General features: G+C 66.9%; 17 protein-coding genes. 6 read left to right on the top strand and 11 right to left on the bottom strand.

Translation table 11 applies throughout. The features are described from left to right. Positions 1-21: 21 nt before the first annotated feature. Positions 22-1,107, bottom strand: a complete 1,086-nt coding sequence (gene ychF / locus FDW83_RS03970) for a redox-regulated ATPase YchF (RefSeq protein WP_138136290.1) — start codon at positions 1,105-1,107, stop codon at positions 22-24. Positions 1,108-1,197: 90 nt separating this feature from the next. Here ychF and FDW83_RS03965 point away from each other — a divergent pair, with 90 nt between their 5' ends. Then, a complete protein-coding gene (locus FDW83_RS03965) occupies positions 1,198-2,424 on the top strand; it encodes a DNA recombination protein RmuC (RefSeq protein ID WP_138136289.1) in 1,227 nt (408 codons plus the stop codon). A gap of 33 nt (positions 2,425-2,457) precedes the next feature. On the opposite strand, the gene FDW83_RS03960 is transcribed toward FDW83_RS03965, so the two are convergent. Beyond that, positions 2,458-3,537 (bottom strand): 4-hydroxy-3-methylbut-2-enyl diphosphate reductase, encoded by a 1,080-nt coding sequence (locus FDW83_RS03960; protein WP_138136288.1) that lies wholly within the window; start codon positions 3,535-3,537, stop codon positions 2,458-2,460. 9 nt (positions 3,538-3,546) lie between these two features. Next, on the bottom strand, positions 3,547-4,398 hold the full coding sequence (locus tag FDW83_RS03955; protein WP_138136287.1) for a hypothetical protein: 852 nt from the start codon (positions 4,396-4,398) through the stop codon (positions 3,547-3,549). 164 nt (positions 4,399-4,562) lie between these two features. Between FDW83_RS03955 and xseA the strand changes: the two genes are divergently transcribed. Together xseA and FDW83_RS03945 are read left to right on the top strand one after the other, a co-directional pair. Further along, positions 4,563-5,903 (top strand): exodeoxyribonuclease VII large subunit, encoded by a 1,341-nt coding sequence (xseA, locus tag FDW83_RS03950; RefSeq protein WP_138136286.1) that lies wholly within the window; start codon positions 4,563-4,565, stop codon positions 5,901-5,903. Beyond that, a complete protein-coding gene (locus FDW83_RS03945; protein ID WP_138136285.1) occupies positions 5,896-6,114 on the top strand; it encodes an exodeoxyribonuclease VII small subunit in 219 nt (72 codons plus the stop codon). The genes xseA and FDW83_RS03945 overlap by 8 nt, the downstream gene beginning before the upstream one ends. Before the next feature lie 36 nt (positions 6,115-6,150). Here the strand turns inward: FDW83_RS03945 and FDW83_RS03940 are convergent, their stop codons facing one another. The 6 genes from FDW83_RS03940 to FDW83_RS03915 all read right to left on the bottom strand — a co-directional run bounded on the left by FDW83_RS03940 (position 6,151) and on the right by FDW83_RS03915 (position 11,949). Continuing rightward, a complete protein-coding gene (locus FDW83_RS03940; RefSeq protein WP_138136284.1) occupies positions 6,151-7,005 on the bottom strand; it encodes a polyphosphate kinase 2 family protein in 855 nt (284 codons plus the stop codon). Positions 7,006-7,058: 53 nt separating this feature from the next. Further along, positions 7,059-8,279, bottom strand: a complete 1,221-nt coding sequence (locus FDW83_RS03935; RefSeq protein ID WP_138136283.1) for a pyridoxal phosphate-dependent aminotransferase — start codon at positions 8,277-8,279, stop codon at positions 7,059-7,061. Between the two features lie 142 nt (positions 8,280-8,421). Then, positions 8,422-9,384, bottom strand: coding sequence for an ABC transporter substrate-binding protein (locus FDW83_RS03930; RefSeq protein WP_138136282.1), 963 nt, complete (start codon positions 9,382-9,384; stop codon positions 8,422-8,424). Next, complete coding sequence (locus FDW83_RS03925; protein ID WP_138136281.1) at positions 9,381-10,124, bottom strand: ABC transporter permease; 744 nt, start codon at positions 10,122-10,124, stop codon at positions 9,381-9,383. Before FDW83_RS03925 ends, FDW83_RS03930 begins: the two co-directional genes overlap by 4 nt. Then, positions 10,121-10,849 (bottom strand): ABC transporter permease, encoded by a 729-nt coding sequence (locus FDW83_RS03920; RefSeq protein ID WP_138136280.1) that lies wholly within the window; start codon positions 10,847-10,849, stop codon positions 10,121-10,123. Before FDW83_RS03920 ends, FDW83_RS03925 begins: the two co-directional genes overlap by 4 nt. Next, entirely contained in the window at positions 10,849-11,949 is a 1,101-nt protein-coding gene (locus FDW83_RS03915; RefSeq protein WP_138136279.1) for an ABC transporter ATP-binding protein, read from the bottom strand. Before FDW83_RS03915 ends, FDW83_RS03920 begins: the two co-directional genes overlap by 1 nt. Positions 11,950-12,194: 245 nt before the next feature. Here FDW83_RS03915 and FDW83_RS03910 point away from each other — a divergent pair, with 245 nt between their 5' ends. Then, positions 12,195-13,211, top strand: a complete 1,017-nt coding sequence (locus FDW83_RS03910) for a pirin family protein (RefSeq protein WP_138136278.1) — start codon at positions 12,195-12,197, stop codon at positions 13,209-13,211. Positions 13,212-13,235: 24 nt separating this feature from the next. Here FDW83_RS03910 and FDW83_RS03905 read toward each other — a convergent pair whose 3' ends face one another. Both FDW83_RS03905 and FDW83_RS03900 read right to left on the bottom strand, forming a co-directional pair. Beyond that, a complete protein-coding gene (locus FDW83_RS03905; RefSeq protein WP_138136277.1) occupies positions 13,236-14,186 on the bottom strand; it encodes an N-acetylglucosamine kinase in 951 nt (316 codons plus the stop codon). A gap of 35 nt (positions 14,187-14,221) precedes the next feature. After that, positions 14,222-15,199 carry a LysR family transcriptional regulator gene (locus FDW83_RS03900; RefSeq protein WP_138136276.1) on the bottom strand — a complete coding sequence of 326 codons (978 nt, stop codon included), beginning with the start codon at positions 15,197-15,199 and terminating at the stop codon, positions 14,222-14,224. A gap of 162 nt (positions 15,200-15,361) precedes the next feature. On the opposite strand from FDW83_RS03900, the gene FDW83_RS03895 reads away from it, so the two are divergent. Beyond that, the gene (locus FDW83_RS03895) at positions 15,362-16,594 is read left to right on the top strand and encodes an MFS transporter (RefSeq protein ID WP_240720836.1); all 1,233 of its coding nucleotides are present in this window, start codon (positions 15,362-15,364) and stop codon (positions 16,592-16,594) included. Positions 16,595-16,736: 142 nt separating this feature from the next. Then, positions 16,737-17,240: an Lrp/AsnC family transcriptional regulator gene (locus FDW83_RS03890; protein ID WP_138136274.1), complete on the top strand. Its 504-nt coding sequence runs from the start codon at positions 16,737-16,739 to the stop codon at positions 17,238-17,240. Positions 17,241-17,258 lie beyond the last annotated feature (18 nt).

Here is a 17,258-nt window from a genome sequence, read left to right as displayed (position 1 = left end):
ACCGGCCGGGCGTTGGACCCGTCAGACGTTGAAGCGGAACTCCACGACGTCGCCGTCGGCCATAACGTATTCCTTGCCTTCGATCCGGACCTTGCCGCGGGACTTCGCCTCGGCCATGGAGCCGGCCTCCACGAGATCGTCGAAGGACACTACCTCGGCCTTGATGAAGCCGCGCTGGAAGTCGGAGTGGATCACACCGGCTGCCTGCGGTGCAGTGTCGCCCTGGCGGATGGTCCAGGCGCGTGCTTCCTTGGGGCCTGCGGTGAGGTAGGTCTGCAATCCGAGGGTGTGGAAGCCGACGCGGGCCAGCTGGTCAAGACCGGATTCTTCCTGGCCGTTCATCTCCAGCATCTCGCGGGCTTCTTCTTCATCGAGTTCCACGAGGTCCGCTTCGAGCTTGGCATCCAGGAAGATGCAGTCCGCCGGGGCCACGAGGGCGCGCAGCTCCTCCTGCTTTTCCGGGCTGCCGAGGATGGCTTCGTCAGCGTTGAACACGTAAATGAAGGGCTTGGCCGTGAGCAGGCTGAGCTCCTTGAGGTGTTCCATGTCCAGCTTGTCGCCCTTGATGGCGGAGTAGATGGTGTCCCCGCGTTCCAGAACCGCCTGTGCGGCCTTGATGGCTGCCAGTTCGGCAGCCTCCCGCTTCTTGATCTTGACCTCTTTTTCGATCCGCGGGATGGCCTTCTCGATAGTCTGCAGGTCGGCGAGGATGAGCTCGGTGTTGATGGTTTCCATGTCCGAGCGGGGGTCCACCTTGCCGTCCACGTGAACTACGTCGGGGTCATCGAACACGCGCACCACTTCGGCGATGGCTTCGGCTTCACGGATGTTGGCCAGGAACTGGTTGCCCAGCCCTTCGCCCTCGGACGCACCCTTGACGATGCCGGCAATGTCCACGAAGGAGACGGCCGCCGGCAGCACGCGCTGCGAGCCGAAGATCCCGGCAAGCTTGTCCAGCCGCGGGTCCGGCAGGTTCACGACGCCGACGTTCGGCTCGATGGTGGCGAACGGGTAGTTCGCGGCCAGGACCTGGTTGCGGGTGAGCGCGTTGAAGAGGGTTGATTTGCCGACGTTGGGCAGTCCGACGATGCCAATAGTAAGAGCCACGAGCATTGATTCTACCCGCAGGGCGTCCCGGGCCAGTAACGCCGGATGTCACTGCCCGGGATTGTCAGAGCCCCGTGCCACAGTGAGGGCATGGATGTTTTTGCGTTGATTCTGGCCTTGTTCATGCTGCTGCTGGGCGCCCTCGCCGGTGCCGCTGCCACGTTTCTTGTGCTGCGGAAGAACTCGCATGCCCTGGAGGCAGACTTCGACGCAGTCTCGTCCCGGCTTTCCGAGGTCAGCGCGCTATTTGCAGCGGCCGACGCCGAGCGGCGGCTTTTGGCGGCACAGAACCGTGAGCTCGGCGAGGCCCGGTCGCAGGACGGCAGCGTGCTCCGCGCGCTGGCGCCGGTGGCGGAGAAGCTTTCCGCGGTGCAGCAGCAGGTTGCCCTGCTGGAACGCGACCGGGTGGAGCAGTACGGCCAGCTCGCCCAGCAGCTCCAGGAAGCCCGGCTTTCCGACGAGCAGTTGATCCGTTCCACCCATGCGCTGGAATCGGCACTGCGGTCCAACAGCGCGCGTGGCCAGTGGGGTGAGGTCCAGCTGCGGCGGGTGGTGGAGGCTTCCGGCATGTTGCGCCACGTGGACTTTGTGGAGCAGCTGCACAGCGCAGGCAGCGATTCCACGGTCCGTCCCGACCTCGTGGTCCAGCTTCCCGGCGGAAAGCAGCTGGTGGTGGATGCCAAGGTTCCGCTGTCGTCCTACCTGGAAGCCCAGGAGTTGAACGGGCCGGATCCCCGGAACTTCAGGCCGGGGTCGCCGACGGCGGCAGACGGCCGTTCGCAGCAGGCGCTGCTGGCCGCCCACGCCAAGGCGCTTCGTGCGCATGTGGACGCGCTCAGCAACAAGAAGTATTGGGACATTCCGGGCAACTCCCCCGAACTGGTGATCTGCTTCATTCCTGCCGAATCCATTCTCGCTGCCGCACTCGCGGCGGACGCGGAATTGCTGGACCATGCGCTGTCCCGGAACGTGGTGCTGGCATCCCCCAGCACCCTGCTGGCAGTGCTGAAATCGGTGGCTTTCACGTGGCGGCAGGACGTCCTGACCGACAGCGCCCGGGAGCTGTTCGACCTGGCGCGGCAGCTCTACGACCGGATGGGTACGCTCGGGGAGAACGTCAGCAAGCTGGGGGCCTCACTCAAAACTTCGGTGGACCGCTATAACTCCATGGTGGGCACCCTGGAGGCCCGGGTGCTGCCCACCGCCAGGAAGCTGAACACGCTGGAGGAGTCCGGCCTGGCCGCTCCGCCGTCCGTGGAAGTGACGCCCCGTGCGCTGGCCGCTCCAGAGTTACAGGGCGAGGAGGCAGCTGCCTGATCCCCGTGCAGCGGGAAGGGCTCGGCCGTTTGGTCAGCTGCGGGGCCTGCGTCCGCCCAGGGCACGGCTCACATCGCCGGCCTGCTTCAGGGTGGCGCGGAGCTCCTTGGGCAGTGAGAAGAGCAGGTCTTCCTCGGCCGTGACAACCTCTTCCACGGTCCCGTAGCCGTAGTCTGCCAGCAGCCGCAACACATCCTGCACCAGGACTTCCGGTACGGACGCGCCGGAGGTCACGCCCACCGTGGCCACGCCTTCCAGCCAGGATTCGTCCACCTCGTTGGCGAAGTCCACGCGGTAGGAAGCCTTGGCCCCGTATTCCAGGGCCACCTCGACGAGCCGGACCGAGTTGGAAGAGTTCGCCGAGCCGACCACGATCACCAGGTCTGCCTGGGGCGCGATCTTCTTGATGGCCACCTGCCTGTTGGTGGTGGCGTAGCAGATGTCATCGCTGGGCGGATCCTGGAGCGTGGGGAACCGCTCCTTGAGCAGCCGGACGGTTTCCATGGTTTCGTCAACGCTAAGGGTGGTCTGGGACAGCCAGATGACTTTTTCCGGGTCGCGGACAGTCACCTTGTCCACTTCGTGCGGGCCGTTGATGATCTGGATGTGCTCCGGCGCTTCGCCCGAAGTGCCTTCTACTTCCTCGTGGCCGTCGTGCCCGATGAGCAGGATGTCGAAATCGTCCTTGGCGAAGCGGACCGCTTCTTTGTGCACCTTGGTCACCAGCGGGCAGGTGGCGTCGATGGTCCGCAGGCCCCGCTGTTCTGCCGAGTTGACCACGGCCGGTGAAACGCCGTGGGCGGAGAAAATGACCAGGGCGCCCTCTGGGACCTCTTCGAGTTCCTCCACGAAGATCGCGCCCTTTTCCTCCAGCGAGCTGACCACGTGGACGTTGTGCACGATCTGCTTCCGCACGTAGACGGGAGGTCCGTAGTGCTCCAGGGCCTTTTCGACGGCGATCACGGCGCGGTCGACTCCGGCGCAGTATCCCCGCGGGGCCGCCAGCAGCACCTTCTTGTTGCCGAGCACGGGGGCTGCAGCTGCTACTTCCTCGGGAGAGCGGCGCCGACGGGGGACAGTAGGCATCGAAAGGGAAACAGCGGTCGAGGTCATCACTCCATGCTACCGGCTTGTGCCGGCCCGCCTCCGCGATGCGATGCCCGCCACAATGCCCATCACCAGCAGGACTGCGCCCGTGACCGCCGCGGCCACGGTCCAACCCATGAAGTCGGCGTTGGCCGCTGCCACAAACTCGTCCCGGAACAGGTTGGCCACTTCGTTTCCGGTGTCCGTGGCCAGTGCCGCCGCGGAGCCAATCTGCACCCCCACAACCCAGAGGCCGGCCAGCAGCAGGCCGCCAAGGCCGGCTCCCACCAGCACTTTCCAGCGCCGCCGGGCTGCCACGAGCGCAAGAAGGAGGGCAACCCCGGAACCGGCGGCAAGCAGGTATCCCATAGGGGCGTACGTGGCCAGGCGTTCGGTCCATTCCCGCTGTGCCGGCTCACCAACGTTGATCAGCGTCTCCCCCGGCGGTTCCAGCGGAAGGCGGGTGGCAGTAGAGATCTCCTGCACGCCCAGGGCCACCAGCGGGGCAACGTCCAAAGTCAGTGACGAGACCGGTTTGGCGGCAGAAGGATCATCACCAGGCTGGGGAAAGCTCAGGCGGTGGCTTCTGCGCAGTGTTTCCTCCCACGCTGCGGGATAGCCGGGCAGTCCTGCCATGGAGGTGGCGGCCTGCTCCAGCACCGGCTGGACGAGGTTGGAGAGGAATCCGGGGACGGCACTGGTATCGATGGTTCCCACGGCGGCTGTCGCCAGTTGCTGCTGGAACTCCGAATTCTTGCCCAGCGGGGCCGCCAGCGCCACGAAACCATCCTCCTGGACAATGTTCCGGTCCAGCCAGATGGCGGGCACGGCCACGGCGGCCAGCAGCACACCCAGCACGGTGGCAACGGCGGAGACAAAAGTGCGCACAGCAGATCCTTCAGGTTGGTGGCGGTAGTCCCCCATCCTAGGCAGGGATCCTGGCCGGATTCTGTCAGTCCCGCGTGCTACAGCTTATGGATAAGGTTGAATGACCGCCGTACAACAGACGAAGGACCCCATGCCCGCAGCACCAGTCCCGCAAGGGCGTTTGCATGTCTGAACAGGCTTCCCTGCCCGGCACAGCCCCCTCCACCCTTCCCGCCACGGCCGCTGAAACCACGCCGGACAACCCCTGGCCGCTGCAGCTGCTCTCGCAGAAGCTCAAGGCGCATATCGACCGCACTCCCTCGGCCTGGGTGGAAGGGCAGGTCATCGAGCTGAACCGCCGCGGCAGCAACGCCTACCTGACGCTGCGGGATGTCGATGCGGAAGTGTCTCTGCCCGCGTCGGTGTGGACCAAGGTGCTCGAACGCCAGAACCTGCCGCTGGAGCGCGGATCCCGCGTGGTTGCCCTGCTGAAACCGGAGTTCTGGCTGAAGACCGGCCGGCTCAACATGCTGGTCCGCGATATCCGCCCCGTGGGCCTCGGCGACCTGCTCGCCCGGATCGAACGGCTGCGGCAGGCGCTCTCCGCCGAGGGTCTTTTCGCGGATTCACGCAAGAAACCCCTCCCGCTGCTCCCGCACCGCATCGGACTTATTACGGGCCGGGATTCCGACGCCAAGAAAGACGTCCTGCGGAACGCCGCCCTGCGCTGGCCTGCCGTTGAATTCGAAGTCCGCGAGGTGGCTGTCCAGGGCAACACCGCGGTGTCCCAGGTTGTAAAGGCCCTTCGTGAGCTGGACGCCCATCCCGTGGTGGATGTCATCGTCATCGCCCGCGGCGGCGGTGCGCTCGAGGACCTGCTGCCCTTTAACAGCGAGGAACTGATCAGGGCGGTGGCTGCGGCGGCCACACCGGTGGTGAGCGCCATCGGGCATGAGGCGGACCGTCCGCTGCTGGACGATGTCGCGGACTTGCGGGCGTCCACGCCCACGGACGCCGCGAAGCGCATCGTTCCCGAGGTGTCCGAGGAACTGGCCGGGGTGCGGCAGGCGCGGGACCAGCTGCGGCGCTGCATTGAACGCCTCGTGGACCGGGAAACGGACCGGCTGGCGTCCCTGCATTCGCGGCCGGTCCTGGCCTCGCCGGAAGGGCTGGTCACGGTCCGCGCCGAGGAGGTCGAGCGGCTGCTGCGCAGGTCCTCCGCGGCGGTGAATTCCACAGTGGTCCGTGCCGCCGACCAGCTTGAACACCTCAAGGCCCAGGTGCGTGCGCTCTCGCCGCAGAAGACGCTGGACCGGGGGTACGCCGTCGTCGAGCTCGAAGGCCAACAGGCAGGTCCGGCAGCCATCGCCGGACACGCCGTTGTGCGGCGTCCGGCGGATGCTCCTGCCGGCACGTCGCTGTCCATCCGCGTGGCGGAAGGCCGTTTCGGCGCAACCTCCACAGGGGCTGCAGGCACCCAAGGATCCAATCCCGACAATCCGCAAGAAGGAGACGCTCGTGAGTGAGCAGAAAACGGACGCCGGCGTCGCGGGCCTGAGCTACGAGGAAGCGCGCGAACAGTTGATTGCCGTGGTCGGCCGGCTCGAAGCGGGCGGCGCGAGCCTGGAAGAATCGCTGGCGCTGTGGGAACGCGGTGAAGCGCTGGCAGCGCGCTGCGAGGAATGGCTGGAGGGGGCAAGGAAGCGGCTGGCCGCTTCCCGCGACCAGCCGCTCTAGGATCCGCCCCGGAACGGAAACGGGCCGCAGGGCCTGTCAGGACCGCAGGATCAGTTCGCGCTCCGTGGGGACGTCAAAGTCCGCTTTCGGCCATTCGGGGTTCAGCTCCGCCAGCGCACCGATGAGCAGCTGCTGCACGGCGATGCGGGCGTACCACTTCTTGTTGGCCGGGATCACGTGCCAAGGGGCGTCCCGTGTGCTGGTTTCGTCGAAGGCAGCCTGGTAGGCGTTCATGTAGTCGTCCCAGAACGCCCGCTCGTCGAGGTCGCCCCTGTTGTACTTCCAGTGCTTTGCCGGGTTGTCCAGCCGGGCCAGCAGCCGCTTCTTCTGTTCCTCGCCGCTGATGTGTAGCATCACCTTCACCACCCTTGTCCCCGATTCGATGAGGCGCCCCTCGAACTCATTGATGGCCACGTAGCGCCGTTTGATCTCCTCCGGGCTGGCCCAGCGGTGGACGCGATGGATCAGGACGTCCTCGTAGTGGGACCGGTCGAAGACCCCCACCATGCCGACCGCAGGGACCTCCTTCCCGATCCGCCAGAGGAAGTCGTAGGACTTCTCCTCCGTGGTGGGCGCCTTGAATGCCTTGAACTGCACACCCTGGGGATCCATCGCCCCCATAACGTGCTTGACGATGCCGCCCTTGCCGGCCGTATCCATGGCCTGCAGGATGAGCAGGATCCTTTTGCGGCCGCCAAAACGGGACTCGGCGAACAGCCTTTCCTGCAGGTCGGCCAGCTCGTCGTCCATCTCGCCCAGCAGCGCCTTGCCGTCATCCTTGGTTCCGGTGTAGCCCGGAGTGGAGTCGGGGTCGATATCGGACAGGCAAAATCCGTCGCCTGCCCTCAGGGTTTCAGAAGGATGCTGTTCGAACCGAAGGGCGCCTGCCATAGGGAATCCTTTCCGCGAAGTGCTTCCGGGCCGAAAGCGCCCGTGAGCACAGGCTAGTTCCCCTGGTACCTGCTCAGGAAGTCCCCCATCCTGCCCACGGCCTCTTCGATGTCCTTCACGTTCGGCAGGGTGACCATGCGGAAATGGTCCGGCCGCACCCAGTTGAAGGCGCGTCCGTGGGAGACGAGGATCTTTTGCTCACGGAGGAGGTCCAGGACGAACTTCTCGTCATCGCGGATGTGGTAGACCTCGGGATCCAGCTTCGGGAACAGGTACAGGGCTCCCCTGGCCTGCTGCGTGCTCACCCCGGGAATGGCGTTGAGCATGTCATAGGCCTTGTTGCGCTGTTCCAGCAGGCGTCCGCCGGGCAGGATCAGGTCGTTGATGCTCTGGTATCCGCCCAGGGCCGTCTGGATGGCGTGCTGCGCCGGGACATTGGCGCAGAGCCGCATGTTGGCCAGCAGGCTGATGCCCTCAAGGTAGTCGGCGGCGTCCTTCTTGGGGCCGGAAATGGCCATCCAGCCGGCCCGGTAGCCGCAGACGCGGTATGCCTTGGACAATCCGCTGAAGGTCAGGCACAGGACGTGGTCGCCGGTGAGCCCGGCAAGGTTGATGTGGACGGCATCCTCGTAGAGGATCTTTTCGTAGATCTCGTCGGCAAACAGCACCAGGCCGTGCTTCTCGGCCAGGGCAACAATCCGTTTCAGCGTCTCCTTGGGGTAGACGGCGCCCGTGGGGTTGTTCGGGTTGATCACCACGATGCCTTTGGTGCGGGGCGTGATCTTGGCTTCGAGGTCCTCCAGGTCAGGCTGCCAGCCGGAGTCCTCGTCGCAGAGGTAGTGGACGGGCCTGCCTCCGGCCAGCGCCACGGAAGCGGTCCACAGCGGGTAGTCGGGCGTGGGGATCAGGACTTCATCGCCGTCGTCGAGCAGGGCCATCAGGGACATGGTGATGAGCTCGCTGACCCCGTTGCCCAGGTAGATGTCGTCCACGTGGATGTTCTGGATGCCGCGGGTCTGGTAGTACTGCGACACGGCGGTGCGGGCTGAAAAGATGCCGTGGGAATCGCTGTAGCCCTGGGCGTGGGGAAGGTGGCGGATCATGTCCACCAGGATGGCGTCGGGCGCTTCGAAGCCGAACGGCGCGGGGTTGCCGATATTGAGCTTGAGGATCCGGTGGCCCTCGGCTTCCATCTGCTGGGCGGCCTGCAGGATCGGTCCACGGATGTCGTAAAGGACGTTGTTGAGCTTCGTGGACTGCCTGAATTCTGCCATTCCTCAAATATGCCACAAGTGTGATGTTCGGCCGTTGAGACGTCGCCCACACATGCACGACGGCGGCTGCCGGACTTTTGCAAGCCCGGCACCCGCCGTCGTAATCACCGTGCAGGCAGCCTGACGGCTGCACGGAAGGTGCCTACTTAGCGATGCCCTTCTCCTTCAGCCAGGCGTCGGCCGCCTCCTTGGCGCCCTGCTTCTGGCTGCCGCTGACGGCGCGGTTGAGGTTGATCAGGTCGTCCGTGGTCATCATCCGGGAGACGTTGTTCAGCGCTTCCTTGGCCTTGTCCGTCATCTTGGCCTCGTTGTAGAGCGGGACAACCTGCTGGGCGATGAAGTTGTTCTTGGGATCCTCCAGGACCACCAGGTCATTGTCCGCGATGGACGGGGTGGTGGTGTAGATGTCCGCCACCTGCACCTGGTCCTCGAGCAGCGCTTTGAGGGTCAGCGGGCCGCCGCCGTCACTGAAGGGCTCCAGCTTCCGGGGCTCGCAGTTGTAGTTCTCCTTCAGGCCCGGCAGCCCGTAGGCCCGCTCGGCGAAGGTGGCCGGGGCGCCGACGGTGATCTCGGAGCAGACCTTGGCCAGGTCCTCGATGGACTTCAGCTGGTACTTCTCCGCCGTGGCCTTGGTGACTACCATGGCATCTTTGTTTTCCGCCTTTGACGGTTCCAGCACGGCGAGGCCGTCCGGCAGCTTGTCCGGAAGGGCGGCGGCGATGTCCTCGGCCGATTCCTCGGTGGCTTCCTTGTCCACGTGCAGCAGCAGGTTGCCTGTGTAGTCGGGCACCACGTCCACGGAACCGTCCTCTACTGCTTTGAAGTAGACCTCGCGGGAGCCGATGTTCGGTTTGGTGGTGGCCGTGACGCCGGCGGCGTTGAGCGCCCCTGCGTACAGTTCGGCGATGATCTGGCTTTCGGGGAAGTCGGCCGAGCCTACCACCAGTGAAGTCGCCCCGCCGGATGCCTCGGCACTGGTCGCCGGGGCATCGTCCAGGGGATCGGACGAGCCACCGCAGGCGGACAGCGCCATTGCCAGTCCGAGCCCTGCGGCCAGCCCGCCGAAGGACCGCCTGCCCAGGCGTGGGTGATGGCTTTGTTTCATGGTTTACCTCCTTGGACAACAGCCTCCGCGGGTACGGGGCCTGTGGGATCGGCCGCAGCCTGCTGGCTGCGGCGGGACTGCCGGGCGGCGCCTGCGGTCAGGAACAGCCTCTGGAACAGGGAAAGGAGAAGATCGACGGCGATGGCCAGCGCCGCGATGAGCAGGGAACCACCCAGCATCTGCGGGAAGTCGCTGAGGACCAGGCCGTCAAAGAGGTAGCGGCCCAGGCCGCCGAGGTTGATGTAGGCCACCACGGACACCGTGGCAATCACCTGCAGCACGCCGGTCCGAAAGCCCCCGAACATTACGGTCAGGGCGTTGGGCAGCTCCGCCCGGAAGAGGACCTGCAGTTCGGTCATCCCCATGGCGCGGGCGGCGTCCACCACGTTGCGGTCCACGCTGGAAATTCCGGCATAGGTTCCGGCCAGGAGCGGCGGCACCGTGAGGATGACCAGGGCCCAGACCGGCGGCATCAGCCCGATGCCGGCGAGCAGCACGAAGAGGGTCAGCAGGCCGAGCGTCGGCAGGGCGCGCAGGGCGCCTGCCAACCCAACGATGGCCACGCGTCCCCTGCCGGTGTGTCCCACGTAGAGCCCCACCGGCACGGCGATGGCTGCGGCAATCAGCATCACCAGCCCGGTGTACTGAAGGTGCTCGCCCAGCCGGGCGGGAATACCGGTGCTGCCTGTCCAGTTCTCCGGGTCGGCCAGCCAGGCGAAGGTATCGGAGAAGACGCTCATGCGTTTCCTCCGGTCTTCGGCAGGGACAGGCCCAGGTCAGCGTCGGCAGCCCCGCCGGCGTTCTCCGGTTGCGTCCGCGGACCGCGGCCCTTCCCTGCCCGCTCCCAGGGCGTAAGGATCCGCTCGAGCAGGACCAGGAGGGCATCCATCAGCAGCGCCAAAACCAGGATGGCAACGATGCCCACTACCACTTCGGTCACAAAGTCGCGCTGCAGGCCGGAGGTGAACAGCATGCCGAGGTTGCCGATCCCCAGCAGCGCGGCCACGCTCACCAGGGAAATATTGCTCACCGACACTACCCGCAGACCGGCGAACAGGACCGGAAGGGACAGCGGGAGGTCCACCTGAAGGAACCTGGCGAGCGGCTTGTAGCCCATGGCCACGGCGGCCTGGCTGACGTCAGCGTCCACGGAATCGAAGGCGTCCAGGGCTGCGCGGACCAGCAGTGCCACGGCATAGATGGTCAAGGCCACCACCACGTTGAGCGGGTCCAGGATGCGGGTGCCGAGGATGGTGGGCAGGATGATGAACAGGGCCAGCGACGGGATGGTGTACAGGAGCGATGAGGCTGTCAGCACCACGGACCGCAGGGCGCGGTGCTGACGGGCGAGCTGGGCCAGCGGGATGGAAACCAGCAGCCCAAGGACCATGGGCACGATGGCCAGCACCATATGCTGGCCCGCGCGGTCCAGCACCATGCCGCTGTTGGCGAGGAACCACTCCATCAGAGGGCAGCCTGCCGCAGCTGGCGTGCCTCTTCAATCAGGGCAAGGACCTCGCCGCCGCGGATGACTCCCCGGACCCGGCCTTCGGCGTCCACTGCCACGCCCAGGCCCGACGGCGATGACAGCGCCGCGTCCAGGGCCCGGCGCAGGCTGTCCCCGGGGTGGAACAGGGAACCACCGGGAATGACCTCCGTTTCGGATCCGGGAATGGACCAGCCGAGCGGGCGCATTGCCTCGTCCACCACCAGCTGCCAGCCGCCGGCAGCGGAAGGATCCGACGTGGAACCGGACGGTCCCTGGACAATGGTCGGCACCTGGTGGAGCGTGACGCCGTCGGACGGAGTGAACCCAAGGTGCCGGAACCCCCGGTCCCTGCCCACGAAGGACGCCACGAAGTCGTTGGCCGGGGCGCGCAGGATCTCTTCCGGTGTGGCGTATTGGGCCAGCCTGCCGCCCACCGCGAACACGGCCACCTTGTCGCCCAGCGTGGTGGCCTCGTCGATGTCGTGGGTGACGAAAACGATGGTCTTGGCCAGGTCCTTCTGCAGCCGCAGCAGTTCCTGCTGGAGTTCGTCCCGTACCACCGGATCAACTGCGCTGAAGGGTTCATCCATGAGGAGCACCGGCGGGTCCGCGGCGAGGGCGCGGGCCACGCCCACGCGCTGCTGCTGGCCGCCGGAAAGCTGCGAGGGATACCTTTTTCCGAGCGGGCGGGCCAGTCCCACCACGTCCAGGAGCTCCTCCGCCCGTTTGCGGGCCTGGGACTTTGGCACGCCGTTCAGCCGGGGAACGGTGGCGATGTTGTCCAGCACGGAGCGGTGCGGCAACAGCCCGGCCTGCTGCATGACATACCCCATGGAGCGGCGCAGTTCCGCGGCCGGGACCGAGGTGACGTCCCTCCCGCCCACGGTGATGGTGCCGGACGTCGGCTCCACCATCCGGTTAATCATCCGCAGCGAGGTGGTCTTCCCGCAGCCGGACGGTCCCACGAAGACAGTGATGGACCCTTTCGCGATGGACAGCGACAGGTTGTCCACGGCCGGCTGCCCGCTTTGGTACTGCTTGGTCACGCTCTGAAACTCGATCATCGCCTGGTCCATGGTGCGGACTTACCTGTTCTCTTGGTCGGCGCCAACCGGCACCGCGGCACTGTCATCGGCACGCTGTAGTTACGGTAACCCAATCCGGAGCCGGCATCACCAGCAGCAGCACCTAATCCGGGCAAAGGAATCCCTACTGTGACCATTCGGGGCCGAGGACCTTCCGGATGGGCCCCTTCCCCGTTTGGCAGGGCAAACAGCGCCCGCCCCGACCCGTCACGCCGGCGCGGGCCTAAAGTTGGAGGGTGACCAACTTGGAGATATCCCCCCAGCAGGAAGTTTGTCCTCCGGCGGGCGCTGAGGGCAGCGCGGGCCCCTGCCTGCAGCTGTGGCCCGAACGCGAAGTGCCGCTGGGCGGGGTGCGTGCCATGAACGTGCAGCGGACACTGCCGCAGCGCGGCCTGCCCACCATTGGGGCCTGGTGCTTCCTGGACAGCTTCGGTCCGGACCGGACCGCGATGTCCGTCCTGCCCCACCCTCACATCGGGCTGCAGACGGTCACCTGGCCGCTGGCCGGCCACATCCGCCACCGCGACAGCGTGGGCAGCGACGTTGTGGTCCGCCCGGGCGAGCTGAACATCATGACGGCGGGCCGTGGCGTATCCCACTCGGAATTCGCGATGCTTCCGCCGGCCGGGGAGGAACTGCCCCTGCAGCGCGGCCTCCAGCTGTGGGTGGCCCTGCCCGACGACGAGCGGCACCGGCAGCCGGCGTTCGAGCAGCACCGGCAGCTGCCCCAGGTGAGCGGTGAAGGTTTCACCGCCACGGTGATGGTGGGCGAACTGGCCGGCGTGGCGTCTGCAGCCACAATGTTCACACCGATTGTGGGTGCGGACATTTCCTGTGGGGGTGCCGCGGTGCTGCCCCTGAACCCTGACTTCGAGCACGGCATCCTGGTGCTCGACGGCGGGCTGGCGCTGGACGGGCAGGAGCTGCCTCCCGGTCCGCTGGGCTACCTGGGAACCGGCCGGCCGGAACTGCGGCTGGAGGCCCGTCCGGGCACACGCTTCCTGCTCATCGGCGGGGAGCCGTTCCAGGAGGAGCTGCTGATGTGGTGGAATTTCGTGGGCCGCACGCACGAGGAAGTGGAGCAGGCCAGGGAGGACTGGGAGGCTCAGGCGGAGCTGCCGGAGCCGGAGACGGCGGCAGCCAGGTACGGCCTGGTCCCCGGCCACGGCCAGGATGCGGGAGCCGAAGCCGGCCGCATCCCGGCTCCTCCGCTGCCGGCAGTAAGGCTGACACCCCGGAAACGGGCTGTTTGAGACCGGGCCCTTCAGGGGCCGGGCTTAGGCCGGCTCCGCCACGAGCTGCAGCACACCGAACACCGGTTCCTGGTCCAGGACGCGGACATCGGTGACCCCCTCGCTGCCGAGGTGCCGCCGGAAGGATTCCTGCAGCGGTGCCACGTTCATGCCCAGCCCGCCGCCAAGGATGACAGGCCCGGCTGCCCCCAACTGGCGGAGCACCTGCTGCGCCAGGGCTGCCAGGTCCCGGCCGGCCTGGTCCAACAGGGCCTGGCTTTCGGGATGGCCCGCCGCAGCCGCTTCCACCACATGCCGTGCCTGCTGCGCCCAGAACCGGCGGCCGGTGTCCGGCGAGTGGAAGAGCGCAATGAGCCGGTTGGGGTGGTCCACCCCGCACGACTGCAGCAGGGCAGCGGTGAGGCCATCCACCGGCAGCCCCTGGTTCATGCGCCTGAGGCTGTGCCGGACTGCTTCCCGGCCCAGCCAGTATCCGCTGCCTTCGTCGCCGAGGAGATAGCCCCAGCCGCCTGCCCGGGCTTCGGTGCCCGCAGTGTTCCTGCCCCAGGCGGCCGATCCGGTTCCGGCGATCACTGCCACGCCGGTGCTGGCGCGGCCCGCGGCCAGCAGCAGGCGTGAGTCATGGACCACGGTGACCCGGGCCCCGGGCACGTGCGGCTGGATCAGCGATGCGAGCGCCGCCGCGTCCTCGTCGGTATCGATTCCGCCTGATCCCGCGTACACCTGCGACACGGTTCCGCCGCCGATACGGCTGAAAAGGTCGGCGATGTTCCGGGCCGCTTCCTCACGGCTGACGTTCTGGACGTTGGAGCTGCCGGCGGATTCGTCAGCCACGGCCACTCCGTTCTCGAACCGGATGCCGTGGGTTTTGGTCCCCCCAATGTCCAGGCCGATGATGACGCCGGCCGGCCCGGTGAAGACGGATGGCGCGGTCTGATCCGCGGGAAGGGAGGAAGGTTTTTCAGCGTTGGTCACGTCACAAGAGTAATAGCCGCCCGCAACAGCAGGGATCAGCGCCGGGTCCGTTGCCTGACCAGACCGGCGAGCAGCCGGGGACCCTCGGCGACCACCATCTCACGGAACAACCGGACTGGCACCGGTTCCGTACCGGGCTTGCGCCGCCGCCAGGTCAGACCCACCTCGCGGAATGCCAGTGCGGACCCAAGCGGAACCTCCACCCAGCCCAGGTTCCCGGTCTCCGGGCTGACCGTCCGGCCAGGACCGTCGCCATCGGGTGGCAGGATGCTCACACCCAGACCTGCGGACACCAAACCGCGGGCAGTATGCGAGTCCTGGCTTTCGAAGGCGATGCGGGGCCGGTATCCCGCCTCCCGGAACAGGGCGTCGGTGAGGGAGCGCATGCCATACCCCGGCTCGAGGGCCACAAAGGGGTCATGCCTGATGTCGGCGAGCGCCGCCGTCGGACGCCCTGCAAGCGGATGGCCGTGATGCACCACCAGGCGGAGCGGCTCCCGGTACAGCGCCGCGGACTCCACATCCCTGCCCGCTGTTCCCACGGGCGCGGTGAGGGCCAAGTCCGCTTCACCGGAGGCCAGTTGCTCCAGGCAGGCGTTGCGCGCGCCCTGACTCAGGGCGAAACCGGCGCCGGGATGGCGGCTGCGGAAGGCGCTGATGAGCAGGGGCAGGGTGGCCTCGCCGAAGGTGTGCTGGAAGGACACCGAAATCCTGCCCCGCACCACTTCCGATTCATTCCGGACCAGGTCCAGCCCGGCCTGGAGCTCCGCCAGTGCCTGCTCGATGTAGGGCAGGAGGGTGCGGGCAGCGGGTGTGAGCCGGACGCCCCTGCCGTCCCGGACAAGGAGTTCCGTGCCGACGACGGCGCTGGCCCGGGCGAGCGCGCGGCTCACCGTGGACTGGGGTACTCCCAGGAGTTCGGCCGTCCCAGTCACGTGCGCCGTGCGTCCGAGCTCAGCCAGCACGGGCATGAGCGGCAGCAGTTGCACCAACTGTTTGTGGTCCGCCTCCACCTGGGGCTCCTCCCCTCTCCCCTGCCTGCCCTCAATTGACTAAGTAGCGCGATTTCCCATTTAAGCGCCCAAACGCCACTTCGGAATATATCCGTTTTTGCGATCGATTGTGAACTAATTATGCATTGGAGGCATGCTTTGCGCCGGGGCTACCCTTGCTGCATGCCGCACCAACCAAGCGTCACCGGGTCCTTGCCGCTCTGGGACGGACACCCGAAGGGGTCCAAGGCCTACGGACGGATCCTCGCCGGCCTGTCCTTCGCCGGCGTCGCGACGTTCGCCCAGCTTTACTCCACGCAGGCCGTCCTGCCGCTCCTGGCATCGGACTTGCGCATCACCGCGGCCGAGGCGGCCCTGACCATCTCCCTTGCGACGGTGGGCCTTGCCGTGACTGTCATCCCCTGGTCGTTCCTGGCGGGCCGGATCGGCCGGGTCAGGGCGATGACGTGGGGCATTTCGATTGCCACGATCCTGGGCCTGCTGGTGCCGCTGTCCACCAGCTTCGGCGTGCTGCTGGCCCTGCGGCTCCTCGAGGGCATGGCCCTGGGCGGGATCCCGGCCATCGCCATCGCCTACCTCAATGAGGAGGTAACCAAGGCCCATGCAGCCCTGGCCGCGGGCAGCTACGTGGCGGGGACAACCCTTGGCGGCCTCGCGGGCCGGCTCGTTGCCGGACCGGCCGGGGAACTGTGGGGCTGGCGGGCAGCTGCCCTGGCCGTGTCCGCCCTGGCGACCCTTGCCGCCGTCGGCTTCCTGGTCCTGGTGCCCAAGGCCCGGGGATTCATGGCTGCAGGAGCCGCCGGGTTCGGCGGTGGACTCCGTATGCTCGGCGGCCACCTGCGGAACATCCGGCTGCTGGCCCTGTACGTCCAGGCGTTCCTGATGATGGGCGGTTTTGTGGCCGTCTACAACTACCTGGGCTTCCGGTTGTCCGGCGAACCCTTCAGCCTCCCGGCCACGCTGATCAGCTTCATCTTCCTGGCCTACCTGTCGGGCACCGTCTCGTCGCGCTGGGCCGCGGGGCTGGCAACGCGCTTCGGCCGGCGGAACGTCCTGCTCGCCGGGCTGGCCCTTACGACGGCGGGACTTGCCCTGACGCTCGCATCGCACCTTCCGCTGATCCTGGCCGGGCTGGTGGTCTTCACCGGGGGCTTCTTCGCAACACACAGCATCGGCGCCGGCTGGACGGGCGCCATTGCCAGCACGGGGCGGGCGCAAGCCGCCTCGCTGTACAACCTCGCCTACTACCTTGGATCCAGCGTCATTGGCTGGGCCGGTGGGCTGGTGTTCCAGTCATGGGGCTGGGACGCCCTGGCGGCGGCCATCATGGTCCTTGCCTGTGTCACCGGCGCCGCCATCGCCGCCGTGCATACGGGCAGTGAGCCGCATGCATGATCCCGCCCAGCGCCGCGTCGCGAATGATTTGCCTGCTGGCCGGTTCTTCCCTTGCTGAAATTCGGCAGGAGGCGCGGGAACAGGCGTGATGGCCTGAATTCGGCGGTCTAGGATGAACACAGGACCGTTGGAAGGAAGATCCGTGAGCACGAACGCCAGGAATCCCAGGCCGGGAGCCCATCTGGAGCCGCTGGACGCCATCGACGAGCGGCTCCTGGCTGCACTGGTGGCCGATGCGAGGATCTCCAACAAGCAGCTGGCCGAACTGGTGGGCATCGCCCCCTCCACCGCCTTGATGCGCACCCGTGCCCTTTCCGAGCGCGGCATCGTGCAGGGCTACGAGGCCAAGCTCAGCCTCTCCGCCATCGGCAGGTCGGTGCAGGCGCTGGTGGCGGTCCGTCTTCGCGCGCACGACCGCGACCAGATTGACCGTTTCACCTCCCGCGTTCCGCACCTGCCCGCGGTGTTGTCCACCTTCCATACCTCCGGTTCCGTGGATTACCTGCTCCACATCGCGGTCGGAACCACGGAAGACCTGCGGGACTGGGTGCTGGACAACCTTGCTACGGACCCGGTCGTGGGACACACGGAAACCACGCTGGTGTTCGAGCACATCCAGGGAAACCACGGGCCGCTGCCGGAGTAGTTCCGGGCCCTGGCCGAC

The sequence above is a fragment of the Pseudarthrobacter sp. NamE2 genome, assembly GCF_005796205.1.
Lineage (GTDB): Bacteria > Actinomycetota > Actinomycetes > Actinomycetales > Micrococcaceae > Arthrobacter.
This window is presented reverse-complemented; position numbering and strand designations above follow the sequence as displayed.